This window comes from Pantoea sp. ACRSB (genome assembly GCF_022346905.1).
In the GTDB taxonomy this organism is placed as follows: Bacteria; Pseudomonadota; Gammaproteobacteria; order Enterobacterales; family Enterobacteriaceae; genus Pantoea; species Pantoea piersonii.
The window spans coordinates 33,135-49,288 of the sequence record NZ_JAKRNL010000004.1; the positions used below are offsets into that span (position 1 = coordinate 33,135).

Here is a 16,154-nt window from a genome sequence, read left to right on the forward strand (position 1 = left end):
CAGCGCAGCTACTCCCGCTCCCTCTGTAAAAATACCCTGCGATAAACCGCCGGCGTCATGCCGGTGTGTTTTACAAAGGCGCGGCGCATTACATCGCCGCTGCGATAACCGCTGGCGGCAGGGATCGCCTTCAGCGGCAGTTGTCCCTCCTCCAGCAGCGCGCGCACTTTCTCTATGCGCGCATTTTCCAGCCAGCTTCCCGGCTGCATATCCAGCTCCTGACGGAACAGACGGCCCAGATGACGCACGCTAAGGTCGATATGCGCCGCCAGATCCTGCACGCCGCCAATCTCCTGCAGATGCGCCAGCGCCCAGCGCTGCAAGTCCTGCAGCGCGGCGCGGCCCGTCAGCGACACGCTGTCGCGCCGGGCAAAATGTCCCTGACTGACCGGGCGTCGAAAAAACATCACCAGGCTCGCCGCAACCTCCTGGGCCACCTCGCGTCCTAAATCTTCCTCTACCAGCCGCAGCGCCAGATCCAGCCCGGCAGTCACGCCTGCGGAGGTGCGCAGCGGCCCGTCGGCGACATAGAGAGCGTCCGGCTCCAGCAGCGCCTGCGGACAGCGCAGCGCCAGCAGATCGGCGCAGGCCCAGTGCGTCGTGACGCGCCGCTGATGCAGCAGCCCGGTTTGTGCCAGCAGCAGCGCGCCGCTGCAGACGGAGCCATAGCGCTGGCTGCGCGCGCAGATCGCCCGCAGCTGCGCGCACTGCGCCTGGCTCAGCGTCTGCTGTTCCGCATCCGGCGCGCCCGCCACCAGCAGCGTGTCGATCGGGTGGCGGGCTGCCTCCTCCAGCAAGAAGTCGGCGCTAAGCCGGACGCCGGACGAAGCGGTTATAGCGCTGGAACCCGACGCCATAACGCGCAGGGTATAGAACTGACGACGCAGCGCGCGGTTCGCCTCGGCAAAGACATCAAGCGGGCCGGAAACGTCGAGCAGCTGCACGCCGGGCAGCGCGAACAGGGTAACTGAGTGAGACATGCGATATGGGCGTCCTGAACTGTCGTTATGACCTTAAACGTCGTTATAAGACAATTTAAGACAAGCGTCATGCGTTTTATGCTCACAGTCAGTTAACCCACTGGAGAATCCTGATGAGCTTTCATATAAACGGCGTCGCTATTCCTGATACACAACTCGCCCGCGACGCTACTGCGTTTATTCGCGACCGCGAATCCGATTTGCTGTTTCACCACTCCAGCCGCGTCTACTACTGGGGTGCCTTAGCAGGCCAGCAGCGCGGGCTGAAGGTCGATCGCGAACTGTTGTACATTGGCTGCATGTTTCACGATATTGGCCTGACGCACGAGCACTGTAGCTGCGACAAACGTTTTGAAGTGGATGGCGCGAACGCGGCGCAGGCCTTTCTGACCAGCTACGGCATTGCGCAAAGCGATATCGACAAGGTCTGGACGGCAATTGCGCTGCACACTACGCCCGGCATTCCTGAGTTTATGGCGGCGGAAATTGCGCTGGTGACCGCAGGCGTTGAAATGGACGTGCTGGGTATCCGTTACGATGGCTTCAGCGATGAAGAGCGCGAGGCGGTGGTACAGCAGCATCCGCGCAGCGCCTCCTTTAAAGAGGAGATTATCCAGGCTTTCTACGAGGGTATCCGGCACAAGCCGCAGACCACCTTCGGGAATGTAAAAGCTGATGTGATTGCGGATAAACAGCCTGACTTCGCGCCGCTCAATTTCTGCAGCATCATTCGGCAGTCGCGCTGGAAAGGTTAAGCGGGCAAAGGTAAAGAAAGCAGCCGTAAGGCTGCTTTCTTTCGTACCGCGTTACGCTGGCTGCCCCTCCAGCCGGAACTGCTCGACCGACTGCGCCAGCATGGCGGAGTGATCCTCCATAGCGCTGGCGGCGGTGGAGATCTCCTGCACCAGCGCGGCGTTCTGCTGCGTGACGCTGTCCATCTCGTTGACCGCTATAGAGACCTGGCTGATGCCGCGGCTCTGCTCGTCCGATGCGGTAGCAATCTCGTCGATAATCGCCTGCACCGAGGTCACCGCCTGGGTAATCTCCTGCATGGTATCGCCCGCAGTGCGAACCAGGCTGACGCCGCTGTCGACGCGCTGCGTTGATTCTTCAATCAGCGAGGCGATATCTTTCACCGCCGAGGCGCTGCGCTGCGCCAGATTCCGCACCTCAGAAGCGACCACGGCGAAACCGCGACCCTGCTCGCCTGCGCGCGCCGCTTCTACCGCTGCGTTAAGCGCCAGGATATTGGTCTGGAACGCAATGCTGTTAATGATGGCGGTGATATCCCCAATCTTGCGCGCGCTGTCGTTGATTTGCGCCATTGTCTGCACCACCTCGCCTACCAGCGCCTCGCCTTTACGCGCGGTCAGTGAGGCATTTTCCGTCAGCGTCGTCGCCTGATGCGCATTGGCGGCGTTGTGTTTCACCGTCGCCGTAAGCTGCTCCATGCTGGCTGCGGTCTCCTCCAGCGCGGCGGCCTGCTGTTCGGTGCGCGACGCCAGATTGATATTGCCTTTAGCGATCTCCTCCGCGCCGTCGCGTACCGATGCGCTGGTCTCTTTGATATGGCTCACCATGGCAATAAGCCGCGCCTGCATGGTATGCAGCGCATAGAACAGGCTGCTCTGGTCGCCCGCTTTCAATGGAATACGGGTATGCAGCTGCCCATCCGCCACCGCCAGCGCAAAGGCCGCCGCGTCGGCAGGTTCGCCACCCAGCGGACGCAGCACGATACGGCTGAATACGACGCCAAGCAGCAGGCTCACCAGCACAATGCTCGCCAGCATCATCCAGATCGCGTTGTGCAGCTGCTGACGCGCGGCGCTCATGACGACGCTCACCGGCGCGGCGACGCCCAGATACCAGACGTTGCTGCTGTTGCCGATAACAACCGGCTGCCAGGTGATCAGGGATTTTTCACCGAGAATAGCGTCATCCTGCTCCGTCACGTCAGGTTTCAGGCGGCTCTTGTCGCCTTTCCACATCTGGTTATTTTGCTCTTTGTCAGGCGAGGAGACGATCTTTCCACCGCTGGAGAGCAGCATTGCGTAGCCTGTTCCCTGCCAGGGTTTGATCTCATTGACCCGCTGCTGCAGCGCCGCCAGCGAAATGTCGGAGGTGACGACGCCCCAGAGCTTGCCGCGATCGATAATCGGCGTAGCGATAGAGGTAAGCAGCGTCGGCACGCCGTTATAGGCGTAGCTGTAAGGTTCAGTAGGAAAATCTTTCCGCGTGCGCTGCGCCACCAGATAGTAGTCGCCCTGGCCCGGCGTCAGAAAGGAGGTCAGCGGATGCATCATGTAATGACCCGCCTTATCGCTATCGACAAACCAGGCGTAGCGCCCTTCCGGCGGCTGTCCGCTCTGCGTGGCGAACTCTGCGTCGCGCCCGTCGAAGACATCTTTCTCCAGGATCACCGAAATGGAGAGGTAATCGGGATTGCTGCGGAGCGTATATTCGGTCAGCTTATCCAGGGCGTGGCGGTCATGAATGCCGGCATCCGGCATCGCTATCAGGCTCTGCCCCAGGCTCTGCGCCACATCACGCGCATGGTTAAGGCTCTTTTCCACCTCCATCGCCTTGCTGCGCGCAATCTGCTGCAGATACTCTTCCGCTAGCCTGTGCTGCGCCTGACCTGACTGCCAGCTCAGCACGCCGATGGTGACGGCGAAGCCGGTAGTAATAGTTAACGCGCCGGTCAGCAGCATCATGGCGCGGGTGCTTATTCTTTTTTTTGTGGCGCGATCGGCTTTCATTATTGGTTTTCCCCACTCTTTCATTTTCTGGCGCTGGTGAATAAAACAGCAAAGCTGTTACAGAGCTTATCGGCGTGGGGTTTTGAAACTTAAGTAAGGATCAGGAAGGAAAAGAGAGAAAAGGAGCGAACGTGCAGCCGTTCGCTCCGAAAACACCGCTATCAGGCTAGTTTATTCAAGGCGTTAACCGCCAGCTGCGCCAGATACTGCGCGGTTGGAAAAAGCGCTTTATCGTCGACACGGAATTTCGGATGGTGCAGCGCCCAGGGGCCACCTGAACCCACCATCATAAAGGTGCCGGGGATCTTCTGCTGATAGAAAGCGAAGTCTTCACCGATCGGGCTGGCCTCGATGCGGCGCGCCTCAAAGCCGACGTCGCTCGCCTGCTCCAGCGCGAAATCCACCCACTCCGGCGTATTCACCACCGATGGCGGGCCAGCATGCCACAGGAACTCAATATTCGCGCCGAACGCGGCGGCAAGCCCGTCGAGCAGCGCCCGAAAACGCTGCTCGATCAGCGCGCGCGCCTCGGCGCTAAAGGTACGCACCGTACCTTCCATATAGGCGGTATCCGGGATGACGTTCCAGGTGCTGCCGCTGTGGATCTGCGTGATGGAAACCACAGCGTTCTGATCCGACGGCACGTTGCGGCTGATCAACGTCTGCACCGCGCTGATAATCTGGCCCACAATAATAATGGGATCGTTGCCTTCATGCGGTTTCGCCGCGTGCGCGCCCTTAGCGGCTACCTTGATTTCAAAGCGATCCACGCCCGCCGTCAGCGCGCCCTCTTTACCGCCCACCACGCCAACCGGCAGGGTCGGATCGTTATGGATGCCGAAAATCACGGCGGCCTCATCCAGCGCGCCGGTGGCGATCAGATCGGGCGCGCCCAGACCGGTCTCTTCGGCGGCCTGAAACAGAATGCGCACGCGGCCTTTCAGCGATGCCGCCTGCTGTTGCAGCAAGATGGCTGCGCCCAGCGCGGCAGAGGTGTGGAAGTCGTGGCCGCAGGCGTGCATAACGCCTGCGCGCTCAGAGGTAAACTCTACGCCGGACTCCTCTTCGATTGGCAGGGCGTCGATATCGGAACGCACCACCACCAGCGGGCCTGACGCCTCGCCCACCTCGGCGACCAGGCCGGTCTTCAGCGGCAGATCGAGAATGCGGATGCCCGCTTCGGTGAGCGCGGTGCGAATTTTTTCCGTGGTTTCGAACTCCTGGTTCGACAGTTCAGGAAAACGGTGCATATCGTGGCGAAACGCCTGGATCTGGCTGGCAAGCGCCCTGTCCTGTTCGCGGATCTCTTTCATCTTATCTTCTTCCCATGCGATGGCCTGCGGCAAAGTATGCGGCGGCACGCTTAAATATTGAAATCATCATTGGTTTCGATGTTAGTCATCTGGCGCAAAAAGCGACGCGTCACCGGATTGTCGGAAAAGCTGATCACCTGCTCCGCCGGCCCCTGCTCGACAATATGGCCGTCTGCCATAAAGATGACGCGATCGGCCACCTCTTTCGCGAACTGCATCTCATGCGTGACGATCACCATGGTGGTCTTCTGCTGCGCCAGGCTCTTCATTACCTGTAGCACTTCATGCACGCGTTCGGGATCGAGCGCGGAGGTTGGCTCATCGAACAGAATGGCGCGCGGTTTAACCGCCAGCGCGCGCGCAATGCTGACGCGCTGCTGCTGTCCGCCGGAGAGCGTGACCGGATACTGATGCGCCTGCGGCGCCATGCCGACCAGCTCCAGCAGTTTCATCCCGGTCTCGCTGGCCTGCGCTTTCGGCATCTTTTTCACCATGATTAGACCTTCGGTGATGTTCTCCAGCGCGGTTTTGTTGCGAAACAGGCTGTAGTTCTGGAACACCATCGCCGTCTGACCGCGCAGCGCATGCTCTTCTTTGGCGCTGTAGTTCGCGGTATCGAGCGAAACCTCGCCGATCTGGATAACGCCGGACTCCGGCTTTTCCAGCAGGTTAAGGCAGCGCAGCAGGGTCGATTTGCCGGAACCGGATGGACCGATAATCGCCACCACTTCGCCTTCGCCGATCGTCAGACTGATGTCGTTCAGCACGACCTTATCGCCGAAACGTTTATTAAGCTGTTTTACACTGATCATAAGAGCCTTAGCGTTGCAGTGAGTGACTGAGTTTTTTCTCCAGCAGCGCCTGCAGGCGGGCGTAACCGATAATCACCAGCCAGTAAATCAGGCCTACTACGAGGAAAGTTTCGAAGTAGCGCAGCGACTCCGCCGCAATCATTTTGCCTTCGGCAAACATTTCAGAGACGCCCAGCGCAAAAGCCACGGAGGTGTCTTTGATCAGCGAAATAAAGGTGTTGCCGGTAGCGGGCAGCGCATTCAGCAGCGCCTGCGGCAGAATGATACGGCGGTAGATCTGCGCCCGACGCATGCCGATAGAGAGCCCCGCTTCCATCTGTGTGGGATCGACTGACGCCAGACCGGCGCGGTAGATCTCCGCCATATAGGCTGACGTCTTCAGGCTGAAGCCGATAATCGCGGCGGTGGTGGCGGACATGCCGGTCAGCGCCGGGAACAGCTGCGGCAGGCCGAAGTAGATGATAAAAAGCTGTACCAGCGACGGCATGCCGCGGAACAGCGAGATATAAAGCTCGACCAGCTTGCTCACCACCATCGATTTGCTGTTGCGCAGCAGCGACAGCCCAAGGCCAATCACCATGGCGCACGCCATCGACACCACGGCCAGCATCAGCGTGACCGGCAGATAGCTGAGAATTTGCGGCGAAATTTTCAGCAGATAATTAAAATCAAAATTCATAAAAAGCCCTTAACGACGTTTGCCACCCGGCGGTGGCAAACGTTGACAAGTAAATGCAGGGTTTAGTGAGACGGCTGTACGGTAATATCTTCGCCAAAGTATTTTTCCGAAATCGCTTTCAGGCGACCATCCTTACGCATTGCGTCGATCTCTTTGTCAAACGCAGCGCGCAGCTTGTCGCCCTTCTCATCTTTGTGGAACGGAAAACCGACAGACTCGATGACCAGCGGCTGGCCGACAAACTTCAGCGGCAGACCTTTCTGGTTAATCTCGGCCATCAAAATCGGCCCAGAGTTGACGTAGCCCTGCACGCGATTGTTGATGGCGTCGTTCATCGCGCCGTCGCGGCTCTCGTAAGTGCGGATCGTCACGCCGTTATCGCCAAAGGCTTTTTTCAGGTTAGCCAGGTGGTTGGAGCCGAGCACGCCGGCAATCGTCTTGCCGCGCAGATCGTCCAGCGTATTGATATCAGCGTTGCCTTTATTGGTAACAATCTGGCTGCCGTAGTAGCTGTAAGGGGTAGAGAAGTTATATTTCTCCTGACGCGCTGGCGTGATAGCAACCACGTTCGCCACGGTATCCAGCTTGCCGCCTTCCAGCTGGCCCATCAGGCCGCTGAAATCTGAGGTGACCCAGTCGATTTTGTAGTTCAGGTCTTTGGCGATCGCTTCGGTAACCTCAACGTCGAATCCGGTCAGCTTGCCATCTTTCTTAAAGGCGCCGGGAAAGCTCAGGCCGGTTGCGCCGACACGAATGGTCGTAGCGTCGGAGCCGCCCTGCGCGGTTTTATCATTGTTGTCACAGGCGCTAAGCAGTGAGGCCGCCATCACGACGGACAGTGCGATTAACCCTTTTTTCATGGTGATTTCCCTCGTCTCTTCTGTGCAGCCGCGCTTAGCGGGCGTGCTGTGTATGAATTGTTTTTTTCATATAAACGGTGATATGGCCTTTACCGAGGTCTTTTTTGCTGACCTTCTCAAAGCCCATCGCCTCATAAAGCTGAATCAGCCACGGATGGTTTTCGGCGGTGCCGAGCGAATAGGCTGGCGCGCGCAGCTGATCGTGCAGCACCGCCTGCTCCAGCCAGTCGAGCATCTTCGCTCCCAGCCGCTGACCACGATAGTGCGGCGCGGTGGCGAACCAGCCGATATGCGGCAGACCGAAGGGACCCGGCAGCGGGCCCCAGGGATAACGCAGCGTCACCGAGGCAACCAGTTCATCCTCGCGGAACATGCCGTAAACCCCGTGAGCGGCGATATGACGCTGCATCTGCGCGGCGTCGGCCGTGGCCGCATCGAATTTAATGCCCAGATCGCGCGCGGAAGCGTAGGCCGCGTGCACCAGCGTGTAATAGGCCGCGGTATCAGCCTCGGTCAGCTGGCGGAAGCTATCGCTCATGCCCGTATCTCCAGCAGTCCTGACGCCTGCGCGGCGGCGATAACCTCATCCACCTTGCGCGGCGCCGAGCCGAGATAGTTCACCGGATCGAGCCAGCCGTTGAGTTCGTCGTCGCTGATGCTGTTATCCATCTGCGGATGGGCGCGCAGCGTCTCTTTGAAGTCGCGCTGCTGTTCGTAGGCCTGCATGGCGCACTCGTACACCACATGGTGCGCGGTCTGCTTGCCCAGCTTTTTGCCCAGTTCGAACATCACCTTTTCTGACAGCAGCAGACCGCCCTGCATATCCAGGTTGCGGCGCATGCGCGCTTCATTCACCGTCATGCCACGCAATATAGCGATGCCGTTTTGCAGCTGCGCCGAAAGGTAAATGCAGATCTCCGGCAGGGCGATCCATTCGGCGCGCCAGCTCATGGCGTCGCGCTCGTGTTCGACGTGCATCGATTCATAGATCAGCGCAGCGCTTTTCAGCACCGGCGCGGTCAGGCTGGCCAGCCCCTCCAGCGCAGCGGGATTGCGCTTGTGCGGCATGGTGGTGGAGCCGATCTTTCCGGCGGAGAATGGCTCTTCAATCTCGTTGATTTCAGTGCGCATCAGGTTATAAAGCTCGTTGCCGATCTTGCCCAGCGTGCCGCTGATCAGCACCGCAACGGAGGCGAACTCCGAGAAGCGGTCGCGCGCCGACTGCCAGCCGATATTCGGCGTTGCCAGCCCCAGAATATCCAGCGTGCGCTTTTCCACTTCCGGGCCTTGCGGGCCGAAGGAAGCGTAAGTAGAGATGGCGCCGTTGATATTGCCGGTAAGCGTACGGGGTTTGATTTCGTTAAGGCGCGTCAGATGGCGCAGGAATTCATCCAGCCAGACGGCGACTTTAAAACCGAAGGTGGTGGGCAGCGCCTGCATGCCGTGAGTACGGCCCACCATCGGGGTATGCTGATAGCGTCTGGCGACGGCAGAAAGCTCATTGGCCAGCACAGTTGCGTCGCGCTGGATAATGGCGAAAGCGTCGCGCAGTTGCAGTACGGTAGCGGTATCAACGATATCCTGCGTGGTTGCGCCATAGTGAATAAACTCGCCCGCCTCGCCGCACTGTTTTTGCAAGGCTACCAGCGTCGGCATCAGCGAGTGTTTCATCTGCGCGCCCTGCTGAGCGATATCGTCGATATTCAGCTGTGACGGATCGGCGCGTTCAACAATGATCTTTGCCGCCTGCGCCGGGATTACGCCAAGTTCGCCTTCTGCCTGAGCCAGCGCGACCTCGACCTGTACCTGCTGTTTCAGCCGGTTCTGCTCCGACCAGACAGCGCGCATTTCTGGTGTACCAAAATTATTGCCAATTAAAAGAAAATCAATAATATGTGACGACATATCTATGTCACTTGTGTTGTTTTACGAAGCCCTAAAATAACACCTTCAAACCGCCTTACTGATAATGGAAAAACATATCTTATAGCGGCAGGTTATAACCATCTGGCAAAAGCCGGATGCTCGCCGCCAGGCCGTCGAAAGCGGTAAAACGGCCTCAGGCCTTGCCAGCAAAGGAAAGCAGCAAACGTTAATGATGAGGTTGTAAATAAATATCGGATTTCTTTTTGCGTTTTTGTTATTAAGCCGTCACCTTCGCCTCTTTTTTCAGAACAATACCCTCCTCTTTTTTCTCCATTATGCGTACTGCGCGCCGCTGTTTCAGGCCTGCGCTTTGCCACGTACGACGCCTCTATTACACTGTGCCCATCGCGTATAACGTTTATGGATAATAAAGATGATGATTGAAAAGGCGGATGAACAGTTTCTGCACACTTTTTTAGGCGAGCCGGTCGTGTCTATTGAACCCGGTTCTGCGCAGGCAGAAACGATACGCCAGACGTTGCAGAGCGCCCGTGCTCAGCGCAATGTTGAAGTAGAAAGCGACTGGAAACGCAACGCGCTGTTCCTCGCGCTGTTTGTGTTTCTCTATGCCGCGCTCGGCGCATCCCTGACGCTGGATCTGTCGCGCGGCACCGGCCATAAAAGCCTCGACTATGCGTTGCAGGCAGTGCCGGTACTGATCGCCTTCTCCGGCTTTTTTATCTCGCTGCTGTTTCTGTTTGTTACCCGCAGCAGCGCCCGCCGTCTGCAAAACTGGGAGCGCGCAATTGTGCTGCTGGAGAAATATACCGGCGGCAGCGTGTATAAGCAGATTATGGATCTGGGCGCGCGCACCACTCACTACTCGTTTTCCGCCATCAATGTCGCGCTGGCGCTGTTTATCTGCGTCACATGGGTAGTGATGTATAACTTCTTTACCTTTACCACCAGCGGCGTAATCGGCAGCGTTATCTCGCTGTTTATTACCACCATGACCTATGTGATCCTGGATATTCAGCTGCTGAAGCCGCACCGGCTGGACCATGAGGAACCGGTCGGGCTGGAAAAAGAGGAAAAGCAGGACGATAAAGAATCGTCAGAGGAAAAACCGAACAGGTAAGTGCTCGGCTATAGAGAGTAGCGAGGCCTGGCGCGCGGCCTCTCTCTTTAGCGGCAATACATAAATGAAAAGCCCGACGCGCTGGCGTCGGGCTTTTATCAGCCATTAACGGCTCGGATGGTTTACTTCAACCGGGCGCAGATCAAACAACAGCACTTCAGCATTGTCGCCCCCGCTAAAGGTCAGGCTTTTCTCGTTGCGCACCCGCGCCCCGTCGCCCGCCTTAAAGCTGATGCCGTTCACCGTCACGCTGCCGCGTGCGACATGAATATAGGCGTAGCGCTCCTCGTTTAGCGTAAAAGTCTGCTGCTCATCGCCATCGAACAAACCGGCATAGAGACGCATATCCTGACGCACCGACAGCGCATTATCTTCGCCTTCCGGCGAGACAATCAGGCGCAGCTGACCGCGTTTTTCGCTTTCCGGCACTGAAATTTGCTGATAGCCAGGCTGCGTTCCTTTTTCCGCCGGCACAATCCAGATCTGTAGGAAATGCACGCCATCGCTTTTCGAATGGTTGAATTCGCTGTGCGTCACGCCGCTGCCTGCGCTCATCAGCTGCACGTCGCCAGGGACGATAACCGAACCGGTGCCCATGGAGTCTTTATGCTCCAGCGCGCCCTCCAGCACGTAAGAGAGGATCTCCATATTAGAGTGCGGATGCGCGCCGAAACCGCGTGCAGCAGCAACCCGATCGTCATTGATCACCAGCAGGTCGGAAAAGCCGCTCTGTTTTGGATCCCAGTAATTCGCGAACGAGAAGGTGTGGCGTGAATGCAGCCAGCCGTGGTCGCCGAGGCCGCGTTGCTCTGACAGTCGTTGCTCAATCATGGTCTGCTCCTGTTATGTAAAAGGGGAAGCGCCTTTGCCCTTCCGATGGAACAGACAATACCGTAAACTAATTTCCATAAAAACAGGCTGTAATGGCAATCACTGTCACAAATAAGTGGACAATATGCTGATAGAAGACCTTCGTATCTATGTCGCCGTTATTCATGCAGGCAACTTCACCGCCGCAGCGGAGCAGCTCATGCTCTCCAAGCAGTACGTCAGCCGCCGCATGGCCGCGCTGGAGGCGTCGCTGGGGTCGCAGCTGCTGAGCCGCAATACGCGCAAACTCTCGGTAACGGAGGCGGGTATGCTTTTCCTGCCGCACGCGCAGCGCATTCTCGACGATATCCGCGAAGCGGAGCAGGCGATGTCGACGCGTCGGCAGGAGCTTCACGGCACCTTCCGGATCAGCATGCCGATGTCGTTCGGCATGAGCCATCTTTCACCGCTTATCGCGCAGTTCCTGGCGCAGCATCCTGCGCTGCAGTTTCATATTGAACTGGCGGATCGTTACGTCGATATGATCGGTGAAGGGTTCGATATGGCTATACGCATCGGCGCGCTGGCTGATTCGACGCTCATTGCGCGCCGTCTCGGCGAACAGCGGCGTCTGATCTGCGCCAGCCCGGCTTATCTGGCGCGGGCGGGCGAACCCGACACGCCGGACGATCTGGCACAGCACGCCTGTCTGCGCTACGGACGGGAAGCCTTAAGCGGCTGGGAACTGCAGCAGTCGGGCAAACGCCGAAGCGTGACCGTACAGGGCCCGATGCTGAGCAACAACGGCGAAGTGCTGCGCGATGCGGCAATTGCCGGGCTGGGGCTGGTGTTGCTGCCGGAATTTATTGTCGGGCCGGCGCTGAAGCGCGGCGAACTGGTCAGCGTGCTGGAGCCATTCCAGCCTGCGCCGCTCTGCCTGAATGCGGTCTATCCGCAGCATCGCCAGCGCAGCGAAGTGAACCGCGTGCTGCTGAATTTTTTGCAGGAACAGCTGGGAAACAGAGCGGGCTGAACAGCCCGCTCGCGTTCAGAGGGTGACGTAGAGATGCAGCACGCGCACCAGCTGGGTGACAAAACCATATTCGTTGTCATACCAGGAAACGGTTTTAACCAGCTGGAGGTCGCCCGCTTCGCTGATTTCCGTCTGGGTTGCATCAAAGACAGAGCCGTAAGGCACGCCGATTACGTCGGTGGAGACAATCTGGTCTTCCGTATATTTAAACGACTCATTGTTCTCGCAGGCGCGCTTCAGCGCCGCGTTAACCTCGTCGACCGTGACTTTTTTCTCCAGAATCGACACCAGCTCGGTGACCGAACCCGTTTTGGTCGGCACGCGCTGCGCGTGGCCTTTCAGCTTGCCGGTCAGCGCCGGGATCACCAGCCCAATCGCCTTCGCCGCGCCGGTGCTGTGCGGGATAATATTTTCCGCCGCCGCGCGCGATGAGCGGAAATCTTTGCCGCGCGGCCCATCCACCAGCGCCTGGGTGCCGGTATAGGCATGGATTGTGGTCATGGTGCCGACTTTAATGCCAAAGCTGTCGTGCAGGGCTTTCGCCATCGGCGCAAGGCAGTTGGTGGTGCAGGAGGCAACGGAAATGATCTTGTCCTCCGCGCTGATGGTGTCGTGGTTGACGTTATACACGATGGTTTTCATATCGCCTGCCGGCGCAGAGATCAACACCTTGCCTGCGCCAGCGTCCAGATGCGCCTGCGCTTTTTCCGCTGAGGTGTAGAAACCGGTACATTCAATAACAACGTCAACGCCCAGCGATCCCCACGGAATGTTCTTCGCCTCTTTCTCCGCAAAGACGGTAATTTTCTTGCCGTTGACCAGCAGCGCATTGCCGTCCACGCTGACGTCGCCATGGAAGGCGCCGTAGTTGGAGTCATATTTCAGCAGATAGGCCAGCATTTCTGGCGAGGTGAGATCGTTAATCGCGACCACCTCCACCGCCTCCTGCTGTTCCAGAATGCGTCGTAAAACCAGACGGCCAATGCGTCCAAAACCGTTGATGCCAATTTTCTTCATGGTGATCTCCCAAATCCGGTAACACTGTGTGTTGAGGGTTAATGACGGGTGAATCTGCGCATGGAACCATTACTGCATAACAACGTTGCACTGCGGTGAAGTGGGAGAGTATAGCCTTTGCGGCCTGGCTAAACTTATCCGTAAGAGTGGCGCGCGAGGTAAGCGACAGGCAGAAAAAAACCGCCGTCGGCGGTTTAATTCTTAAAGCGTTTTCGCCGGAACATGGCGTTCTGTTTACTCCGGTTCACCTTTCTTTTGGCATAGGCCATAATGGTGGTCCAGTCGGGATCGGCGGTATTTTTCATATAGTGGCTCAACGCCTCCGCCAGTTCGCTCCATTTTTGCACCTGTAGCTGCGCATCGTTGGCCAGCGTCATTTTAAGCGTCTCGATAAGCCCGTCGACCCGCTTTTTAACATCCTGTAGTTTTTCGCCTGTCTGATACCCTGCTGCAATACGTCTTAACTCAAGCGCGTAATGATCAATATCGATCTCTGTTATGTACAAACCTACCTCTGCTCTTTCTGGCCTGACCCATAAGCATAGCGTTTAAAAACGCATGCGTTGCGCAAAAGCAGCAGTAAACAAACTGCTGCTTCAGAGATGTCACAATGTGCTAAGCGCGTCGTTTCAACAGCAGCGTCTGCCCCCCAGGATAAAGGAGCATTCAGTTACCGGCTCAGACCGTACGGAACACCGCCACCATATGACGCAGCTGCCCGGCGCGTCCAGCCAGATCGTCCGCTGACGCCGCTGACTGCTCCACCAGCACCGCGTTCTGCTGCGTTACCTGATCCATCTGATTGACCGCGATATTGACCTGCGAAATACCACTGCTCTGCTCCGCCGAAGAGGAGGAGATATCGCGGATAAGCTGTGAGGTCTGTTCAATAGCGCTCAGGCTCTGCTTCACCTTATCGCCTGCGCTTTGCGCCATGTTTATTCCTTCCTGCGCCTGGCTGACCGAGTGTTCGATCAGGCTTTTTATCTCCTTCGCGGCGCTGGCAGAGCGTTGCGCCAGCGCGCGCACTTCCGTCGCCACGACCGCAAACCCTTTGCCCGACTCGCCGGCCCTGGCGGCTTCTACGGCGGCGTTCAGCGCCAGGATATTGGTCTGAAACGCAATACTGTCGATCACAGAAGTGATCTCTGCTATCTGGCCTGAGCTGCCGTGGATCTTGCGCATGGAATCCATTACCGAATCCATCGCCTCGCCGCTCTTCAACGCCGCCTGAGTGGCAGAAACCGCTTTATCAGATGCAAAACGGGTGTTGTCGGCGTTCTGCTGAATAATCGACGCCAGCTGCTCCATGCTGGCGGCGGTTTGCGCCAGAGAAGCGGCCTGTTCTTCGGTGCGGGAAGAGAGATCCCCGTTGCCCTGCGCAATCTCTTCTGAAGACGTTGCGATGGTGGCGGCGTGGTTTTTAATATCGGAAACCAGTCGGGCAAGGTGCTGCTGCATCTTCATTAGCGCATGCAGCAGTTCGGCCATTTCGTTGCTGCCGCCGATGTGAAGCGTGGAGGTCAGATCCCCTGCCGCGACACTGCTGGCAAGACGTACCGCATCCTGTAGAGGACGCGTAACCGAGCGGCTGATCATCAGCGCCATAAAAATCGCCACCAGCGCTACCGCCAGCAAACCGGCCAGCAACATATATTGTTGATGACGATGCATGTCAATTTGCGTCTGCAGCATCTGCGCCAGCCGATCGCCATTTTGCGCGCCCAGCGTGCTGAACTGATTGATGGCCTGGGTAAAAGTCTGGACATATTCCACCGGTGCAACGCTGGCGCTTCTGCTGACAAACACGCGTTCAGCAAGCTGTAGCGCGCTAAGGGCCTGTCGGTTCGCCTCCTGCGCGGCCGCGCTGAAATCCGCAGCCAGCGCGGGTTCGATGGCATACACCTTCTCCAGGTTGCTATTGAACTGCTCCAGCGCCGTTTTGCCCGCTTCGACCTGGAAAGCCATGCGGCTAAAATCGCGTTCTGAAATTGCACCGGACGCGATCAGGGAGGCGCCAGCCGCGCGGATTTGTCCCAGCGTTTCGGTTAGCTGCGGCAGCCGGTTAAAAATGCTGGTAATCAGCTGATAGGTGTTGAGGTCGCTGTCGAGCGACATACCGTAATAGTCCAGAATGTCGCGATTAGCGCTCAGCATAAGCTCAATAAGACGCGCGTGCGCAGTCAGACTGTCGGCAAAAGAGAGCGTGCCGCTGTTAATATCGTTTTGCAGCTGCGCCCACGCCTGGTTCATCTGATCGAGGCGCTGTAAAGGCTGGGCGCGCATATCCTGCTGGCGCAGCGTTGACTGGATATCCTCAGAGAGGCCGTTGATTTCAGTCATCAGCGCCACGCGCGGCGGGTTGTCTGGCTTCTTTAACGCGATAGCGATGGCGGTTTCAGCACGATGACGCTGCAGCAGGTTCAGCAGCCTGAGCATCTGTTTCTCGACGGGGATGCCGCTAAGCTCGCGATGCTTAGCATCAATAAGCTGGTTTCCCGTATGGATAAATAGTGTTGTTGGCAAAACAAACAAAATCAGGGCAAATAAGCCCAGAATAAGAAATTTAGCGGGCAGGTTTATTTTATCGAGCAGGTTCTTCATCACTTTCCTTCCTGGTTAGTCTGTCTGATGACAATGGGCAATAAATGTAAAAATTAAGCCGGGCTAATTTTTCAATAAATAGTTGGGCTTTAAGGCAAATAGTTGGATGCGCGTTTTTTACCAAACGCACCGCAACTAATATTCAACAGAAAAGGATTATAGGTTGCTAACGGTGATTTACCACCGAGTGTACAGACGATATTTACTGGAGGTTAGCATTAAGGCAAACGCAAAAATAATCCAATAATACAATAGGTTAAGTCTACACATACCGAGCCACGCC

At 57.4% G+C, this 16,154-nt stretch carries 15 protein-coding genes; 3 read left to right on the top strand and 12 right to left on the bottom strand.

Going from position 1 to position 16,154, the window contains the following annotated elements; all coding sequences use genetic code 11:
• Nucleotides 1-8: 8 nt before the first annotated feature.
• Nucleotides 9-980, bottom strand: a complete 972-nt coding sequence (locus MHZ89_RS13375) for an AraC family transcriptional regulator (RefSeq protein WP_311783383.1) — start codon at nucleotides 978-980, stop codon at nucleotides 9-11.
• A gap of 113 nt (nucleotides 981-1,093) precedes the next feature.
• On the opposite strand from MHZ89_RS13375, the gene MHZ89_RS13380 reads away from it, so the two are divergent.
• Nucleotides 1,094-1,735 carry an HD domain-containing protein gene (locus MHZ89_RS13380; protein WP_311783384.1) on the top strand — a complete coding sequence of 214 codons (642 nt, stop codon included), beginning with the start codon at nucleotides 1,094-1,096 and terminating at the stop codon, nucleotides 1,733-1,735.
• 51 nt (nucleotides 1,736-1,786) lie between these two features.
• Here MHZ89_RS13380 and MHZ89_RS13385 read toward each other — a convergent pair whose 3' ends face one another.
• The 7 genes from MHZ89_RS13385 to purB all read right to left on the bottom strand — a co-directional run bounded on the left by MHZ89_RS13385 (nucleotide 1,787) and on the right by purB (nucleotide 9,308).
• A complete protein-coding gene (locus MHZ89_RS13385) occupies nucleotides 1,787-3,739 on the bottom strand; it encodes a methyl-accepting chemotaxis protein (protein ID WP_311783385.1) in 1,953 nt (650 codons plus the stop codon).
• 161 nt (nucleotides 3,740-3,900) lie between these two features.
• Complete coding sequence (locus MHZ89_RS13390; protein WP_311783386.1) at nucleotides 3,901-5,052, bottom strand: amidohydrolase; 1,152 nt, start codon at nucleotides 5,050-5,052, stop codon at nucleotides 3,901-3,903.
• 50 nt (nucleotides 5,053-5,102) lie between these two features.
• Nucleotides 5,103-5,864, bottom strand: coding sequence for an amino acid ABC transporter ATP-binding protein (locus MHZ89_RS13395; protein ID WP_311783387.1), 762 nt, complete (start codon nucleotides 5,862-5,864; stop codon nucleotides 5,103-5,105).
• 7 nt (nucleotides 5,865-5,871) lie between these two features.
• Entirely contained in the window at nucleotides 5,872-6,543 is a 672-nt protein-coding gene (locus MHZ89_RS13400; protein ID WP_120456040.1) for an amino acid ABC transporter permease, read from the bottom strand.
• Between the two features lie 62 nt (nucleotides 6,544-6,605).
• Nucleotides 6,606-7,409: an amino acid ABC transporter substrate-binding protein gene (locus MHZ89_RS13405; RefSeq protein WP_311783706.1), complete on the bottom strand. Its 804-nt coding sequence runs from the start codon at nucleotides 7,407-7,409 to the stop codon at nucleotides 6,606-6,608.
• 28 nt (nucleotides 7,410-7,437) lie between these two features.
• Nucleotides 7,438-7,941 (bottom strand): GNAT family N-acetyltransferase, encoded by a 504-nt coding sequence (locus tag MHZ89_RS13410; protein ID WP_311783388.1) that lies wholly within the window; start codon nucleotides 7,939-7,941, stop codon nucleotides 7,438-7,440.
• Nucleotides 7,938-9,308 carry an adenylosuccinate lyase gene (purB, locus tag MHZ89_RS13415; RefSeq protein ID WP_311783389.1) on the bottom strand — a complete coding sequence of 457 codons (1,371 nt, stop codon included), beginning with the start codon at nucleotides 9,306-9,308 and terminating at the stop codon, nucleotides 7,938-7,940. Before purB ends, MHZ89_RS13410 begins: the two co-directional genes overlap by 4 nt.
• Nucleotides 9,309-9,696: 388 nt before the next feature.
• Between purB and MHZ89_RS13420 the strand changes: the two genes are divergently transcribed.
• A complete protein-coding gene (locus MHZ89_RS13420; protein ID WP_311783707.1) occupies nucleotides 9,697-10,407 on the top strand; it encodes a hypothetical protein in 711 nt (236 codons plus the stop codon).
• A 105-nt stretch (nucleotides 10,408-10,512) separates the two neighbouring features.
• Here the strand turns inward: MHZ89_RS13420 and MHZ89_RS13425 are convergent, their stop codons facing one another.
• Complete coding sequence (locus MHZ89_RS13425; RefSeq protein WP_311783390.1) at nucleotides 10,513-11,238, bottom strand: pirin family protein; 726 nt, start codon at nucleotides 11,236-11,238, stop codon at nucleotides 10,513-10,515.
• A 124-nt stretch (nucleotides 11,239-11,362) separates the two neighbouring features.
• Between MHZ89_RS13425 and MHZ89_RS13430 the strand changes: the two genes are divergently transcribed.
• Complete coding sequence (locus MHZ89_RS13430; protein WP_311783391.1) at nucleotides 11,363-12,250, top strand: LysR family transcriptional regulator; 888 nt, start codon at nucleotides 11,363-11,365, stop codon at nucleotides 12,248-12,250.
• A gap of 15 nt (nucleotides 12,251-12,265) precedes the next feature.
• Here MHZ89_RS13430 and gap read toward each other — a convergent pair whose 3' ends face one another.
• The 3 genes from gap to MHZ89_RS13445 all read right to left on the bottom strand — a co-directional run bounded on the left by gap (nucleotide 12,266) and on the right by MHZ89_RS13445 (nucleotide 15,871).
• Nucleotides 12,266-13,267, bottom strand: a complete 1,002-nt coding sequence (gene gap / locus MHZ89_RS13435; RefSeq protein WP_311783392.1) for a type I glyceraldehyde-3-phosphate dehydrogenase — start codon at nucleotides 13,265-13,267, stop codon at nucleotides 12,266-12,268.
• Nucleotides 13,268-13,461: 194 nt separating this feature from the next.
• Entirely contained in the window at nucleotides 13,462-13,644 is a 183-nt protein-coding gene (locus MHZ89_RS13440) for a hypothetical protein (RefSeq protein ID WP_311783393.1), read from the bottom strand.
• Between the two features lie 301 nt (nucleotides 13,645-13,945).
• Entirely contained in the window at nucleotides 13,946-15,871 is a 1,926-nt protein-coding gene (locus tag MHZ89_RS13445) for a methyl-accepting chemotaxis protein (RefSeq protein WP_311783708.1), read from the bottom strand.
• Nucleotides 15,872-16,154 lie beyond the last annotated feature (283 nt).

Excerpts from the sequence above, each read along its gene's own strand:
- MHZ89_RS13375 (WP_311783383.1), bottom strand. The coding sequence starts at position 980 with ATGTCTCACTCAGTTACCCTGTTCGCGCTGCCCGGCGTGCAGCTGCTC.
- MHZ89_RS13380 (WP_311783384.1), top strand. The coding sequence starts at position 1,094 with ATGAGCTTTCATATAAACGGCGTCGCTATTCCTGATACACAACTCGCC.
- MHZ89_RS13385 (WP_311783385.1), bottom strand. The coding sequence starts at position 3,739 with ATGAAAGCCGATCGCGCCACAAAAAAAAGAATAAGCACCCGCGCCATG.
- MHZ89_RS13390 (WP_311783386.1), bottom strand. The coding sequence starts at position 5,052 with ATGAAAGAGATCCGCGAACAGGACAGGGCGCTTGCCAGCCAGATCCAG.
- MHZ89_RS13395 (WP_311783387.1), bottom strand. The coding sequence starts at position 5,864 with ATGATCAGTGTAAAACAGCTTAATAAACGTTTCGGCGATAAGGTCGTG.
- MHZ89_RS13400 (WP_120456040.1), bottom strand. The coding sequence starts at position 6,543 with ATGAATTTTGATTTTAATTATCTGCTGAAAATTTCGCCGCAAATTCTC.
- MHZ89_RS13410 (WP_311783388.1), bottom strand. The coding sequence starts at position 7,941 with ATGAGCGATAGCTTCCGCCAGCTGACCGAGGCTGATACCGCGGCCTAT.
- purB (WP_311783389.1), bottom strand. The coding sequence starts at position 9,308 with ATGTCGTCACATATTATTGATTTTCTTTTAATTGGCAATAATTTTGGT.
- MHZ89_RS13425 (WP_311783390.1), bottom strand. The coding sequence starts at position 11,238 with ATGATTGAGCAACGACTGTCAGAGCAACGCGGCCTCGGCGACCACGGC.
- MHZ89_RS13430 (WP_311783391.1), top strand. The coding sequence starts at position 11,363 with ATGCTGATAGAAGACCTTCGTATCTATGTCGCCGTTATTCATGCAGGC.
- gap (WP_311783392.1), bottom strand. The coding sequence starts at position 13,267 with ATGAAGAAAATTGGCATCAACGGTTTTGGACGCATTGGCCGTCTGGTT.
- MHZ89_RS13440 (WP_311783393.1), bottom strand. The coding sequence starts at position 13,644 with ATGACGCTGGCCAACGATGCGCAGCTACAGGTGCAAAAATGGAGCGAA.
- MHZ89_RS13445 (WP_311783708.1), bottom strand. The coding sequence starts at position 15,871 with ATGAAGAACCTGCTCGATAAAATAAACCTGCCCGCTAAATTTCTTATT.